Origin of the sequence: Sphingobacterium micropteri, from assembly GCF_014692515.1 — a bacterium.
Taxonomy (GTDB): domain Bacteria; phylum Bacteroidota; class Bacteroidia; order Sphingobacteriales; family Sphingobacteriaceae; genus Sphingobacterium; species Sphingobacterium micropteri.
Genome location: NZ_JACOIK010000005.1, coordinates 348,771 through 364,020 on the forward strand (window position 1 = coordinate 348,771; position 15,250 = coordinate 364,020).

The 15,250-nt window shown below is 40.6% G+C and carries 13 protein-coding genes, 1 tRNA gene and 1 rRNA gene; 12 read left to right on the forward strand and 3 right to left on the reverse strand.

Going from position 1 to position 15,250, the window contains the following annotated elements; genetic code table 11:
• Positions 1–19: 19 nt before the first annotated feature.
• The 4 genes from folE to H8B06_RS09210 all read left to right on the forward strand — a co-directional run bounded on the left by folE (position 20) and on the right by H8B06_RS09210 (position 1,768).
• Positions 20–697 carry a GTP cyclohydrolase I FolE gene (gene folE / locus H8B06_RS09190; RefSeq protein WP_190993973.1) on the forward strand — a complete coding sequence of 226 codons (678 nt, stop codon included), beginning with the start codon at positions 20–22 and terminating at the stop codon, positions 695–697.
• Positions 698–1,123 (forward strand): Fur family transcriptional regulator, encoded by a 426-nt coding sequence (locus tag H8B06_RS09195; protein WP_190993974.1) that lies wholly within the window; start codon positions 698–700, stop codon positions 1,121–1,123.
• A 148-nt stretch (positions 1,124–1,271) separates the two neighbouring features.
• Complete coding sequence (locus H8B06_RS09205; protein WP_190993975.1) at positions 1,272–1,544, forward strand: GTP-binding protein; 273 nt, start codon at positions 1,272–1,274, stop codon at positions 1,542–1,544.
• Positions 1,541–1,768, forward strand: coding sequence for a CobW C-terminal domain-containing protein (locus H8B06_RS09210; RefSeq protein WP_317170878.1), 228 nt, complete (start codon positions 1,541–1,543; stop codon positions 1,766–1,768). The genes H8B06_RS09205 and H8B06_RS09210 overlap by 4 nt, the downstream gene beginning before the upstream one ends.
• 74 nt (positions 1,769–1,842) lie before the next feature.
• Here H8B06_RS09210 and H8B06_RS09215 read toward each other — a convergent pair.
• The 3 genes from H8B06_RS09215 to H8B06_RS09225 all read right to left on the reverse strand — a co-directional run bounded on the left by H8B06_RS09215 (position 1,843) and on the right by H8B06_RS09225 (position 5,996).
• Positions 1,843–1,916: transfer RNA gene (locus H8B06_RS09215), tRNA-Pro, on the reverse strand.
• Positions 1,917–2,875: 959 nt separating this feature from the next.
• Positions 2,876–3,289, reverse strand: coding sequence for a hypothetical protein (locus tag H8B06_RS09220; protein ID WP_190993977.1), 414 nt, complete (start codon positions 3,287–3,289; stop codon positions 2,876–2,878).
• Between the two features lie 142 nt (positions 3,290–3,431).
• Positions 3,432–5,996 carry an ATP-dependent Clp protease ATP-binding subunit gene (locus H8B06_RS09225; RefSeq protein WP_190993978.1) on the reverse strand — a complete coding sequence of 855 codons (2,565 nt, stop codon included), beginning with the start codon at positions 5,994–5,996 and terminating at the stop codon, positions 3,432–3,434.
• Between the two features lie 178 nt (positions 5,997–6,174).
• Here H8B06_RS09225 and ettA point away from each other — a divergent pair, with 178 nt between their 5' ends.
• The 8 genes from ettA to H8B06_RS09265 form a co-directional block, all read left to right on the forward strand.
• Positions 6,175–7,857 (forward strand): energy-dependent translational throttle protein EttA, encoded by a 1,683-nt coding sequence (gene ettA / locus H8B06_RS09230; protein WP_190993979.1) that lies wholly within the window; start codon positions 6,175–6,177, stop codon positions 7,855–7,857.
• Between the two features lie 5 nt (positions 7,858–7,862).
• Positions 7,863–9,047 (forward strand): PAS domain-containing sensor histidine kinase, encoded by a 1,185-nt coding sequence (locus H8B06_RS09235; RefSeq protein WP_190994007.1) that lies wholly within the window; start codon positions 7,863–7,865, stop codon positions 9,045–9,047.
• A 12-nt stretch (positions 9,048–9,059) separates the two neighbouring features.
• The gene (locus tag H8B06_RS09240) at positions 9,060–10,130 is read left to right on the forward strand and encodes a response regulator (protein ID WP_190993980.1); all 1,071 of its coding nucleotides are present in this window, start codon (positions 9,060–9,062) and stop codon (positions 10,128–10,130) included.
• A 99-nt stretch (positions 10,131–10,229) separates the two neighbouring features.
• A complete protein-coding gene (locus H8B06_RS09245) occupies positions 10,230–10,673 on the forward strand; it encodes a Rossmann-fold NAD(P)-binding domain-containing protein (protein WP_190993981.1) in 444 nt (147 codons plus the stop codon).
• Positions 10,657–12,012 (forward strand): oxygen-independent coproporphyrinogen III oxidase, encoded by a 1,356-nt coding sequence (gene hemN / locus H8B06_RS09250; protein WP_190993982.1) that lies wholly within the window; start codon positions 10,657–10,659, stop codon positions 12,010–12,012. Before H8B06_RS09245 ends, hemN begins: the two co-directional genes overlap by 17 nt.
• A gap of 43 nt (positions 12,013–12,055) precedes the next feature.
• On the forward strand, positions 12,056–14,464 hold the full coding sequence (locus tag H8B06_RS09255) for a heavy metal translocating P-type ATPase (RefSeq protein WP_190993983.1): 2,409 nt from the start codon (positions 12,056–12,058) through the stop codon (positions 14,462–14,464).
• 86 nt (positions 14,465–14,550) lie between these two features.
• The gene (gene ccoS / locus H8B06_RS09260; RefSeq protein WP_130143508.1) at positions 14,551–14,706 is read left to right on the forward strand and encodes a cbb3-type cytochrome oxidase assembly protein CcoS; all 156 of its coding nucleotides are present in this window, start codon (positions 14,551–14,553) and stop codon (positions 14,704–14,706) included.
• 447 nt (positions 14,707–15,153) lie between these two features.
• Positions 15,154–15,250: ribosomal RNA gene (locus H8B06_RS09265) — 16S ribosomal RNA — on the forward strand; the annotation flags it as partial.

The window sequence follows — 15,250 nt, forward strand, 5'->3', positions numbered from 1 at the left end:
AATAGAAAAAAATAAATAGATGAAAATGAATGTTGATACAACAAATTCGGTGACGCTAACGGTCGATGATATAGGAGATTCGCATATCATGACGTCGGTGGACACACCGGTGCGTCCCAATGCATTTGAACGATCGGACGAAGAAAAGATCGACCGCATAGCTAAACTGTTCTACGGCATTATGGAAGAACTAGGGCTGGATCTCGACGACGACAGTTTAAGCGGCACACCCTATCGGATAGCTAAGATGTATGTCCGTGAACTGTTTGACGGCCTCAATCCTGAAAACCAGCCAAAGCTTTCTACATTCGATAATAAGTATGCCTATGGCAAGATGCTTGTCGAAAAAGATATACGCGTATCTTCGGCTTGTGAACACCATTTCCTTCCGATCATTGGTCGCGCGCATATAGCCTATATTGCAGAACAGAAAGTTATCGGCCTTTCCAAAATTAACCGGATCGTGGAGTACTATTCCCACCGGCCGCAGGTACAGGAACGCCTAACGTTACAGATCTTTCACGCACTGCGCACTGCGTTGGGTACGGACAGCATCATTGTGGTAATCGATGCAGAGCATCTCTGCGTCTCGGCCCGTGGTGTCAAAGATGACCATAGCCGTACCGCGACCATCGAGTATGGAGGTGTGTTTGAACAGGAAAATTACAGAAGAGAATTTTTTGATCTCATAAAATAAATGGACATGCCGGGAATTATGGAAATATTGAAAGAGCACGGCATCAGACCGACCAGACTGCGCATCAGCGTGCTGGAGGTCTTGATGTCTACAGGAAAGTCCTATTCCTTTACCGAAATGCATGAACATTTTGGAAAGAAACGTGACCGGGTCACGATCTATCGTACCTTCAACCTTTTCTGCGAGAGCCGGCTGATCCAGAGAGTTGTTGATGTCGATGGGGTTGTCAGGTTTTACTACTGTGAGTCCGCAGCCGAAATCCATCCATCCTTCCGCTGTCGTGAATGCGGCATGACAAAGGCGCTTAGTCCGTTGCCAGACTATTACAAAGCAGAACTGGGCAACCACCACATGGATGATGCAGTCCTGCTGTTTTCAGGGATATGTGAAGGATGTAGAAAACACGGAAAGAACAGAAAAAGGTAGTTGACTCATGACGCATAAATAATCGAAACCCTTTTGTTACCAAAAAGGTTCTTGGACGAAAAAATATGATACATGAAAAAGATATACGGCCGGTGACTATACTGACCGGATTTTTAGGCTCAGGAAAGACAACGTTCCTAATGCACTGATGGCTTCCAATCTGGATATACGTTATGCTATCATCGAAAACGAGATCGGGGAGATTAACGTGGACGGTATGCTGGTATCCAAAAATTACGACCAGCTCATAGACTTGCAAAACGGTTGCCTGTGCTGTACGCTCAATGACGATCTTTACGGTGCATTGGAAATTCTGCACGGACAGGCGGACGGTTTTGATGAACTGATCATTGAATGTACCGGGCTAGCTCTTCCTGCACCTTTATCTTGGACTGAGCAGATTAGTGGGAAAGCACCGTGACAAGGATCTACCGGATGAAAGGAGTAGGACATAAAGCGGACGAGCAAAAAAGGATTATTGTACAGGCCGTGGGGGCCCGGGTTGACATGGACTATGGCGGTTCTTGGAAAGAAAACGAAGATCGACGGAATACAATGGTATTTATCGGAAAAGACATAGATAGTCTCCATATCGATCAGCTACTTAATGAATTGTTATATATAAACACAGATAAAGTAAGCTAGATAGGAAATAAAAACAAAAAACCCGCAAATCCATAGAATTTGCGGGTTTTCGACCTTACTTGTTGTAAGTTTTGTCGGGGTGGCAGGATTCGAACCTACGACCTCCACATCCCAAATGTGGCGCGATACCGGGCTACGCTACACCCCGAATAGGTATCACCTATATTTTAGGTGGCACAAATATACGGTATATTTGATGGTTGTCAATATGTTTTTTCGTTTAGTAACTTAAATGATTGATAATATGATAAATATTTTTTTTATTCAAATGTTTAGGGTTACATCGATGAAGCAAACATGGATGAATTAATGAAGATATGCTTTGAGTTCGTTTTGTAATTGAACATTTATTAAACAAACAAGTATATTTCAAAACCATCCAAATGGTAGCTTAATATATAGTAACGTACATCTGCAATAAACACATTTGCGATTACGATAAAGTGTTTTGTCTTTATGACAACGTACAATAAATGTAAGTTTAGATACTATGTATTTGTTTTGATGAATATATACGCTGCCTTAAATATACCTGAGTTTGCACTTATGCTACGTAACATGCGTTTAACGAAAGACAGGTTTACGTGTAGCAATATGTTGTTTAATGTAAAGTGTAATTAGTTTACAATGAAACGTCTGTAGCGCGACACATAGCGGAGTGCGGATAAAAAGAAAACGAGTGTGGGAGGGGATATGTACACTACATTCATGCCGTAGAATGCTGAAAGCTGTGTAAGGAGCCTTATAGTAGTAAAATCGTTTACGGCGATGCTGAAAAATCCCACGAGGATAGTCGCGTCTACGGATGATATCGTTTCCAAAAATGTTGTAGCTACGACAAAAAATGTTATAGCTACGACAAAGTACATTGCACTCAAGTCCATGTTACGTAGCAAATGCGACACTAAATGAATAATAATTCGCAATATCTACAACATATTTTTTAAGAATCGGTCTATAAAGCAGCTATGCGAATGATATGCAGTGCCGATAAATAAGCTTTGTTAGCCGTTTTTTAATATGAGGATAGTTTATGGAAGAGTTATAAAAAACAACCATGCAATTATAGTACATGGCTGCTTTCTTTTCTAAGCGTTGAATACAAAATTATTGTACAAAATCAGCTTCCGTCAATGAAATTTTGATAAAAAGGTGTTCAGGGATCGGAACAGATACCCCGTCTTCCAGAATCGGATCCTGTGCATAGAGCCTCACGGATCCCGTGGTATAATCATATGAATAAGCAACACCGTCGAGAGTGGTAGGGACAGCGAAATAAGTTTTCTCGTTGTCAAAACTAATTGCCACATTAATAATCCCTTGGTTTACATAATAATCCCTCAGTTCAGGAACGTCCAAATCGACATAATCCGTATCAAAATCATCAACTCCCCACTGATTTGCTGTTCGCTCGTATACCATAGTGATACTCGGTACCACATCATAATATTCTTTTGTACAACTACTTGTCGCGGCTAAGGCAGCTGTACCAATTAAAAAGGCTAATAAAAATCTTTTCATGTGTATTGTATTAAGGGTTATCAAATGTTGTTCATATTTAATAAGACGTTAAAAAACGTTAATAGTTTAGATGAAAGAGCAAAAAATAAGCCAAATAAAAAGCGCTATGTCTTTCGGCATAGCGCTTTTCCTATCTGAAACTTTATTCCTTTTCTTTATCGTTGGATTCTGAAACATCAGATTCAATGGAATCACCAGATGTCTCCTTCGGATTGACACTACTAACGGTGATCTCCTTTTTATCGTCATCGTAATCGATGTTCAGTTTTGAACCATTTTTAACCTCTCCTTTCAGTATTTCTTCAGCAATTGGATCCTCTAAATACTTTTGGATAGCCCGTTTTAATGGGCGCGCTCCAAAGTTACTATCATACCCTTTTTCGGCGATAAAGTCTTTCGCTTTATCGGTGAGTTTTATATGATAACCTAAACTTTCGATTCGATGGAATAGTGATCTTAGTTCAATGTCAATGATCTTAAAGATATGCTCTTTAGCCAATGAATTGAACACAATAACATCATCGACACGGTTCAAGAACTCCGGTGCAAATGCGCGTTTCAGAGCAGTTTCGATAACCCCTCTCGAATGGGAATCCGCCTGATTCGCTTTTGCTGCAGTAGTAAACCCAACGCCTTGACCGAACTCCTTCAATTGGCGAGCACCGATATTCGAAGTCATAATAATGATTGTGTTGCGGAAATCTACTTTTCTCCCCAAGCTATCTGTTAATTGACCTTCATCCAATACTTGTAACAATAGATTGAATACATCCGGGTGCGCTTTCTCGATTTCATCGAGTAGAACTACCGCATATGGTTTGCGACGTACCTTCTCGGTCAACTGTCCACCTTCTTCATATCCTACATATCCGGGAGGCGCTCCGACTAAACGTGACACCGCGAATTTTTCCATATATTCACTCATGTCAATTTGGATTAAGGCATCTTCCGAATCAAACATAAAGCGAGCCAGCTCTTTCGCTAATTCGGTTTTACCTACGCCAGTAGGGCCTAAGAATATAAAGGAGCCGATAGGTTTCTTCGGATCTTTCAGTCCGGCACGTGTCCGTTGTATAGCTTTTACCAATTTTTGTACAGCGTCATCCTGTCCTATAATACGACCCTTAACTGCTTCCCCCATATTCAATAGTTTCTGACTATCCGATTGGCTTACGCGCTGTACCGGGATACCCGTCATCATCGACACCACTTCCGCCACATTATCTTCCGCTACCGTATAACGCTTGGATTTCGTTTCTGCCTCCCAAGCTGCTTTTTCCTTTTCAAGTTGGTCGAGTAGTTTTTTCTCTGTATCCCGTAGCTTTGCTGCTTCTTCATATTTCTGGCTGCGCACCACTTTATTCTTTTCGACCTTAACTTCCTCAATCTTCTCTTCGATATCTAAAATAGATTGCGGAACATGGATATTATTTAAGTGTACACGTGAGCCAGCTTCGTCTAGCGCGTCAATAGCTTTATCCGGTAAGAAGCGGTCGGTAATATAGCGGGTAGTTAGGGAGACACAGGCCTCAATTGCATCCGCTGTATAGGTGACATTGTGATGTTCCTCGTATTTATCTTTGATACGATTCAGAATTTCTATCGTTTCATCATGCGAAGCAGGCTCGACAACGACTTTTTGAAAACGACGATCCAAGGCGCCATCTTTTTCGATATACTGACGGTATTCATCTAATGTAGTAGCACCGATACATTGGATCTCACCTCGAGCCAGTGCCGGTTTGAACATATTCGAAGCATCCAAAGAACCTGAAGCACCACCTGCTCCTACGATAGTATGGATCTCATCGATAAATAAAATTACATCGGGCGATTTTTCCAGCTCGTTCATCACGGCCTTCATCCGTTCTTCAAACTGACCGCGATATTTTGTGCCTGCTACTAAAGAGGCTAAATCCAAGGTGACCACCCGTTTGTTGAATAACACGCGAGATACTTTGCGTTGCACAATGCGTAGCGCTAAGCCTTCGGCTATAGCCGATTTACCAACCCCCGGCTCTCCAATTAAAATCGGGTTATTTTTCTTGCGGCGCGAAAGAATCTGTGAAACACGCTCAATTTCTTTCTCACGACCGACAATAGGATCCAATCGGCCTTCCTCTGCCGCCTTGGTTAAATCGCGTCCGAAATTGTCTAATACAGGTGTTTTTGACTTGATGTCAGAAACTTTCTTCGGTGCTGTAAATTGTTGATCGTCGTCTGCAAAATCATCATCTCCAGTAGACGAACTCGATGCTTCGTCCGTAATGGTTGTTTTGTTTTGCTCAACTTCGCTCTTAAATATATCGTACGTAATGCTGTATTGTTGCAAGACCTGTGACGCGATATTTTCCTCGTCTCGTAAAATAGCCAATAGTAAATGTTCTGTGCCAATCACATCACTTTTGAAAATCTTAGCCTCCAAATACGTTATTTTCAGTACTTTCTCTGCTTGCTTAGTCAACGGCATATTTCCGATAGGCGCACGAGACATCGACGACCCTTTTACGGCATCTTCGGTAGATTGACGGATTGATCCTATATCGACTCCAATATTTTTCAAAATCTTTATCGCCACTCCATCGCCTTCACGAATCAAGCCGAGTAAAAGATGTTCCGTGCCAATATAATCATGGCGGAGTCTTAACGCTTCTTCTCGACTATAAGAAATGACATCTTTTACGCGTGGTGAAAATTTTGCTTCCATTATTAACCTTTCCTGTTTTAATGATAGGATGATATAAATGTATAAAAATAAATTATAAATCCTATGCTATGTTCTGTCAGATTTATCAATAATTACGCCATAGCCCCGAAACTATCAAAATGGCAGTCCTCCCGAACTAAAAATGACTATATTTGTACAAAACAGGAATACGAATCTTATGTCTGACGAGAAAATTATTTTTTCAATGGCCGGTGTAAATAAGATATACCCGCCGCAAAAGCAAGTCCTTAAAAATATCTATTTATCTTTTTTTTACGGAGCAAAAATTGGTGTCATCGGATTGAATGGGTCTGGTAAATCTTCTTTGCTTAAAATTATTGCTGGTATAGATAAATCCTATCAGGGAGAAGTTGTCTTTTCACCGGGTTATTCTGTTGGCTATTTGGCGCAGGAACCTGCGTTGGATACGGAGAAAACTGTCAAAGAGATCGTAGAGGAAGGCGTGGCTGAGACGACAGCAATCCTAAAAGAGTACGAAGAAATAAATGAGAAATTTGGTTTGCCCGAGGTATACGAGAATCCGGACGAAATGGATAAGTTGCTTATGCGTCAGGGCGAATTGCAGGATAAAATTGATGCAACGAATGCCTGGGAATTGGACACCAAGCTGGAACGCGCGATGGATGCATTAAGATGTCCAGAGCCAGATGCAAAAATTGCCAATTTGTCTGGTGGGGAGCGTAGAAGAGTGGCACTTTGTCGGTTGTTGCTTCAAGAACCGAATGTTTTACTCTTGGATGAACCGACTAACCACTTGGATGCGGAGTCTATCGATTGGTTGGAACAGCACTTACAACAATATAAAGGTACCGTTATCGCGGTAACGCATGATCGATACTTTTTGGATAATGTTGCGGGGTGGATTTTGGAATTGGACAGGGGAGAAGGGATTCCGTGGAAGGGGAATTACTCTTCTTGGTTAGACCAGAAAGCAAAGCGTTTGGCACAGGAGGAGAAACAGGAATCCAAACGCCAGAAAACACTTGAACGGGAATTAGAATGGGTGCGTATGGCGCCGAAAGCAAGACACGCGAAATCTAAAGCTCGTTTACATAATTACGAAAAGTTAGCGTCTGAAGAAACGAAAGACAGAGAAGAAAAGCTAGAACTGTTTATTCCTCCAGGTCCACGCTTAGGAAATACCGTAATTGAAGCAGATAATATTGCTAAAGCATATGGTGATAAATTATTGTTTGAGAACCTTAGTTTTTCCTTGCCACCAGCGGGTATCGTGGGCATTATTGGACCAAATGGTGCTGGTAAAACCACCTTGTTCCGGCTAATTACGGGGCAGGAACGACCTGATACAGGAACTTTTAAGGTGGGGGAGACGGTGGTGTTGGGGTATGTGGATCAAAACCATGATGACCTGGATCCGAATAAAACGGTATGGGAGAATATTACCGAAGGTAACGATAACATCATGTTAGGGAATAGATCGATAAACTCACGGGCATATGTGTCCAAGTTTAATTTTAACGGAGCAGACCAACAAAAGAAGGTAGGTGTGTTGTCTGGAGGAGAGCGGAATCGTGTCCATCTCGCCATTACGTTAAAAAAATCGTCCAATGTATTATTACTCGATGAACCGACCAATGATATCGATGTAAATACATTACGTGCTTTGGAGGAAGGATTGGAGAATTTTGGCGGCTGCGCCGTTATCATTTCGCATGACCGCTGGTTTTTAGATCGTATCTGTACGCATATTCTAGCATTTGAAGGTGACTCTCAGGTTTATTTCTTCGAAGGGAACTACACAGAGTATGAAGAGAATCGTAAGAAACGTTTGGGTGATACAGGACCAAAGCGTATCAAGTATAAAAAGTTGGTGAAATAGCGATGATTGATTCTGCTAGGCTTCTTGAGGCTATTATTGAAAACGCTATTGACGGGATTATTACCATTGATAGTGGTGGTATCGTGGAATCCATCAATCCCGCAGCATCTAGGCTTTTCGGATATAGCCCAGAAGAAGTGATTGGTAACAATATTTCCATGTTAATGCCTGAACCGGATCACAGTCGGCACGACGAATATATTGAGCGATATCAGAAAACGGGTGTCAAAAAAATAATTGGAATTGGCCGAGAAGTTCGTGGATTAAAGAAAGATGGCACTACCTTTCCGTTTCGATTGGCCGTCAGTGAAGTACATTACAAAGACAAAGATATCTATACTGGTTTTATACATGATCTTACCAAAGAACGTGCTGCCGAAGATGAATTAAGGAAACATGCTGATGAGCTGGAAGAAAAGGTAAGGGAGCGGACAAAAGATTTGATTAAGTTAGTTTCTGAGTTAGAGAAAGCAAAGTCAGATGTTAGTCTGTCATTGGAAAAAGAGAAAGAGCTTAATCAAATGAAATCCCGTTTTGTCTCCATGGCATCGCATGAGTTTCGTACGCCGTTAAGCTCTGTGCAATTGTCCGCCTCATTGATAGAGAAATATGCTGAGCGCCCTGATCTTCCGAATATCGTGAAACATACCAATCGTATCCGCGGAGCTGTTCAATTACTAAATAATATTCTGAATGATTTTCTCTCCTTAGAAAAGTTAGAAGCAGGTAGGGTAGTGGTTAATAAAGCAGATATTAACTTGGTGCAGTTGGCTGAAGAGATAACAGAGGAGATGCAGATGATCTGTAAAAAGAATCAGCACATCGTTTATCAACATACAGGTGCAGTAGGTATGTTTTATTTGGATGCCCACCTGATTAAAAGCAGCGTGATCAATTTGATATCGAATGCTATAAAATATTCTGGAGAAAATACCTTTATCGAGTTTTCTACTGAAATAATAGAGGATATTTGCATTATCTGTATTAAAGATAACGGTATTGGGATTCCAATAGAGGATCAGAAAAATCTATTCGAACCTTTTTTTAGGGCCCATAATACAGGCAATATACCTGGAACGGGATTAGGTCTTAACATTGTTAAACGCTATGTCGAGTTAATGGACGGAAATATGGAATATCATTCGGCAATAAATGAAGGCGCAATGTTCAAAATGAGTTTTCAGCAATAAGTATAGTGGAAAATGTCTAAAACGATATTGATAATTGAAGATAACTTCGAAATCCGAGAAGGAACAGCAGAAATACTGTCGTTGACAGGTGAGTATGAGGTATTAACAGCCGTAGATGGAAAAGAAGGGGTAGATTTGGCTCTTAAGCACCGTCCTGATCTTATCCTTTGTGATATTATGATGCCGGAACTCGATGGATATGGCGTGTTGTATATGTTGAGCAAAAACGAATCGACAGCGGATATTCCGTTTATTTTTTTAACTGCAAAATCGGAAAGAGCGGATATTCGTAAAGCAATGGAAATGGGAGCTGACGATTATCTGACGAAACCGTTTGACGATATTGAATTACTAAATGCGATAGAAAGCCGCTTTCGTAAACGAGAGAAACGTGTTGTTAATCGTATGGTGGCTGATACATCATCTGCACTTGCTTTGCAGCTGAGTGAGGAAGAACAAAATTACTTGCTGCAAGATCTGGTGAAAGAAGCTCGTGTAAAAGTTTTAAAGAAGAAGCAACATATTTATGAAGCGGGGGATACACCACTTTTTATTTTTTACCTGCTCAAAGGTAAAATACGTAGTTTTTTGTTGTATCAGGATGGACGTGAGTTGTCGACAGGTATCCATATAGATGATAGTTTTTTTGGTTATGAAGCGCTCTTGCTTAATCAACAATATAGTGATAATGCGGAAGTACTAGAAGATTGTGAAGTCGCCTTAATTCCGAAAGAACGTTTTTTTGAATTGCTTTATAACAAACCAGCTATCGCCAATAAGTTTATCACACTGCTGTCGGGCAATATTCGGGAAAAAGAAGAGCAAATGCTCGGTTTTGCTTATGATACCGTGCGAAAACGTGTGGCGAACGCATTGGTGAATGTCGCGGAAAAATCCGCACTATCCAGTAAGGATGGTGAAATCATGATTCGTATCTCTAGGGACGACCTTGCTGCTTTGGCGGGTACGGCAAACGAGACTATCAGCCGTATGTTGGCAGATTTCAAAGACGAGAAGCTGATTACAAAAACAGGTAATGCCATTATTATCCCCGCTATTGCTAAATTGAAAGCAGTTAGGTGATTAAGTGACCAGTATCATTTTCTAACATGATGCCGTGCATCATAATCTTCATGAGGTCTTATTATTTTTGTATTGTTTACATTACAGAAATTAGACCTCATGAAAGCTGTCGCATATAATATTAAGGATTATGAGAAGGAATCGTTGGCGATTGCGAACGGAAAAGTTCATGATTTAACGCTGATTTCCAATGCATTAAACCTTGTTACGATACATTATGCACGTGGGAAAGAAGTAGTTATCGTCTCTGAGGATGATCTTTTGAATGCTGAATTATTGGAAGAATTACAGCGAATCGGAGTACAGAAAATTGTTACCCGTTCCATCACCACAGATCATATTGATTTGTCTCGCGCATATGATTTGGGGATTCAAATAGCAAATACACCTTATGAAGACCGTACTCCAAAAGGTATTGCAGAGCAGACCATCCGTAACCTAAACCTTTGGGGTAAAGGAAAATGTGTAGGGCAAGCTTGTTGTTGTGTGAAGGAATGTAACGTCGTAAACCCAAACCAGATAAAAAATGACACCACAAAATAACTTGATTACAAAATATAATGTGGCCGCACCGCGCTATACTAGTTATCCTACGGTGCCGTTTTGGGAATCTGTTGTTTTTAATGCAGAAGAATGGCTGAATCGTTTAAAGGCAACCTATACGAAGTCTAAGAATGACGGAATAAGTTTATATGTCCATCTTCCATTTTGTGAAAGTTTATGTACGTATTGTGGGTGTAATACGCGGATTACTAAAAATCACGGCGTAGAAGTACCTTACATTGATTATATACTTCGAGAATGGGAAATGTATAGGGCAGCTATTGATGACGATATGGTTATCAGTGAAATACATTTCGGCGGAGGAACGCCCACCTTCTTTGAACCAGCAAACCTGCAACGTTTGGTTTTAGGTCTGTTAAACGGTGCCGCTGTGAAAAAAGGTGCATCTTTTTCTTTTGAAGCTCATCCGGCAAATACCACGAAAGAACATTTACAGACATTATATCATCTTGGTTTTCGAAGATTAAGTTTAGGCATTCAAGACTTCGATCCACATGTGCAATATCTCATCAATCGGCATCAAACAGTAGAAGATGTACAGCGGGTCATGGATCAAGCTCGTGAAATAGGATATACCTCTATCAACTTTGATTTGATATACGGATTGCCGTTGCAGACACAAACCACCGTGCGTAATACGATTGAAAAATCTTTACGGCTGGCGCCCGATCGTATATCTTTTTATAGCTACGCACATGTTCCATGGATAAAGCCCGGACAACGACGATTCACCGAACACGATCTGCCTGTGGGAGAAGAGAAGCTCGCACTTTATATATTAGGCAAACAAATGATCGAGGAACTAGGTTATAAGGATGTAGGTATGGACCATTTTGCAAAACCCGAAGATGAGCTTTTCAAAGCTGCGCTATCCGGAAATTTGCATCGTAATTTTATGGGCTACGCGGATCGGTATACGCCTGTTTTAATAGGATTGGGCGTGTCGTCTATCAGCGACGCTTGGAGTAGTTTTGCACAAAACGTAAAGAAAGTGGAAGACTATTATAAGCTGTTGGATGAAGGACGTTTACCCGTAGTAAAAGGACATTTATTGCATGATGAGGATAAGGTAATACGCCGTTATATTCTGGATATGATGTGTAGAGGCAAAGTAGAGCTGAAGACTGGTTTTTCGCTTAATGATGTTATTGTTGGTCGATTGCGTCCTTTAGAAAGAGATGGTCTAGTGGAATACGTGGACGGTCATATTACAGCTACTCCAATTGGGAAATCATTTTTGAGGAATATATGTATGGTATTTGACCAGCGATTGCAATTATCAAAAGAACAAGAACAGTTATTTAGCCAAGCGATTTAAAAGCAATCTCACATAATATATCACGAGTCACGAAACACTAAAAATGCGGGAATCAGAACAAATTGTTAAGGAAAAAACATGCTTCCATTGCGGAGATAAAGTAGACAGCATACCTTATGTGCTGGATAACCGAAACTTTTGTTGCTTGGGATGTCAAACGGTATATCAGGTATTGAACGAAAGTAATCTACATAATTATTATCGCTACAATCAACATCCTGGGAAATCTCAAAAAGGACCTAGGGCAGATTTGAGTTATCTCGATGAACCTAATATTGTTACCAAGCTCGTTGATTATAAAGATGAGGATGTAACCATGATTACGTTCTATATTCCGGTCATCCATTGTAGCTCCTGTATTTGGCTTTTGGAGCATCTCTATAAATTGCATGTTGGTATTAAAAGTTCGCAGGTTGATTTTATGAAGAAGCAAGCGAATATCACATTTAAACATCAGGAGATTTCCTTACGTGAACTAGTGGAATTACTGGTGCAGATTGGTTACGAACCTAAAATTACGCTTCAAGACGTCGTAAAAGAAGGGAAGAAACTTAATCAACGGGGGTTGATAGCTAAAATAACCGTGGCCGGATTTTGTTTCGGAAATTCCATGATGATTAGTTTTCCGGAATACTTTGGAATGGCTGCATTTGAGCAGCAATATGCTAGCTTCTTCGGTTATATGAACTTGGCATTTGGTATTCCGGTTCTACTTTATAGTGCCTCGGATTATTTCAAATCAGCGTGGTTAAGTTTGAAACAAAAGCGACTGAATTTGGATGTGCCTTTGGCATTGGGGATTTTCGTTTTGTTTTTTCGGTCGGCATTTGAAATCCTCACGCAAACAGGCCCTGGCTTTATGGACACCTTATGCAGCTTAGTGTTTTTTATTCTGATTGGTAAATGGGTGCAACAACGGACATACTACCATATCTCGTTTGAGCGGGATTATCGTTCTTATTTTCCGGTTGCGGTAACTGTAATTGAAGAGGAAAGTGAAAAACCTATACAGATAGCTGATTTGAAAGTAGGTCAGCGCATCTTGGTGCGTAATAACGAAATCGTTCCGGCAGATGCTATTTTATTAAAAGGAAATGCCTCGGTTGACTTTAGTTTTGTAACAGGAGAATCGAAAGCTGTTGATAAAACATGGGGAGAGATTATATATGCAGGAGGTCGACAAATTGGGGAGGCGATTGAGTTAGAAGTCGTGAAACCTGTATCTCAAAGCTACCTGACGAGATTATGGAATAACGAGAGTTTCAAAACTCAGGAGAAGAAATTTGATACCTTTATTGATTTTATAAGTAAATATTTTACGGTTGCGTTGATCAGTATAGCTATTGTCGCTTGTATTTTCTGGCTCATCGGTGGCGATTCATCAAAAGCATGGGGTGCTTTTACAGCCGTATTGATTATTGCTTGTCCTTGTGCGCTGGCTTTGAGTTCACCTTTTACGCTTTCGGCCGCATTAAGTATTTTCGATCGGAATAAGTTCTATATAAAAAATACAGCTGCTATTGAACAATTATCGGCAATAGATTGCGTGGTGTTTGATAAAACAGGAACCATTTCTTCGCCTAAATCGTCGCTGATGCTGTTTGAGGGCGAATTGGACGAAGATGAACGTTCTTTGGTCTCTTCCGTATGCCGAAACTCCAATCATCCGTTAAGCAGAGAGATTGTAAAATGGATTGGTCACACCGTAATTCAGACGGCAGATACCTTCAAAGAGATAACGGGTAAAGGGATGGAAGCCTGGTTTGATGCGATCGAAATAAAAATAGGATCTGCACCTTTTCTGGGTATTAAAAATGAGTATCAAGATGGTTCTGTGGTGTATATTATGATAAATGAAATGGTGAAAGGATATTTTACGCTGGAACAATCGTGGCGACAGGGATTATCCGAGGTGGTGGGCACATTAAACAAAGGGGAGTATGATTTACACTTGATTTCGGGAGATAATGAAAGACGCTCTGATGCCCTGAAGCTCATTTTTCCAAGCAACGCTCGTTTATTATTTAATCAGAGTCCATCGGATAAACTGCACAAGATAAATTTTTGGCAAGACCAGGGAAAACAGGTGTGTATGTTAGGTGATGGACTTAACGATGCGGGGGCATTACGGAAAGCGAATCTAGGAATAGCGGTTTCTGATGACATCAACAACTTTTCGCCCGGCTGTGACGCGATTTTAGATGGAGATTCCTTTGCTAAATTACCGTCGTTTTTTGCTTTTGCTAAAGATGCAGTCAAAGTTATACATATGAGCTTTGCTATATCGTTAACGTATAATGTGGTAGGATTGAGCTTTGCAGTACAGGGTACAATGTCTCCGTTATTTGCTGCGATTTTAATGCCGATTAGTACGGTAACTATTATTTCGTTTACCAGTCTGACGACACGTTGGTTTGCCAAACGAAGGAAATTGTTGTCTAAACTAAGTTAAGCTATATAAAGCAATATTTAAATTCGTATCTTTAAAGATCGGGCTATAGATAACTGTTTAAATACACACTATTTAATACTATAAGAATGAGCATTATATTCTTTTTAATCGGTTGCAGTGTTTTCATCGCCTTAATATTTTTAGGTGCGTTTTTCTGGGCAAATAAAACCGGACAGCACGAAGATACATATACACCTTCTGTACGAATTCTTTTTGACGATGAAGTAGAAGAAGAAAAGTGAAAAATATCTTACAGTCCTCCAGTGTTTTGCGTTTTGTCAGGTCGAAAAAGGAAGGAAACTATTGGAGGGTAAAGTTAAAGTTTCTACCTTTGCCCCACTCCGCGAGGGAGGGCGTCCTGTTAAGAGGATATGTTGAAAGGGGATAGGTAAAGAAAAGAAAATATTTTTTTTGTTATTTCGAAAAACATCCCTACCTTTGCAGTCCCTTCGGGAACGAGGGGTTAAAAAAAGAGATAATTTATACGGCTTTGAGCTGTATCGATATAGTGCCAAAGCGCGAAGCGGCGGCGAGAGGAGTTCTTTAAGATATATGATCATGTAGCGCAGCAGGAGCCCTTAAGAGGGGCGAGAGCTGTAATAGAATTACAATTTTTTCGGTCCGGGCCGTACAGTACACATACTGACGAACCGGTCAGATTAAGATGACCGGGGTCAATTTACATTTTTACAATGGAGAGTTTGATCCTGGCTCAGGATGAACGCTAGCGGCAGGCCTAATACATGCAAGTCGGACGGGATTGCGGTGTAGCTTGCTATACTGCAT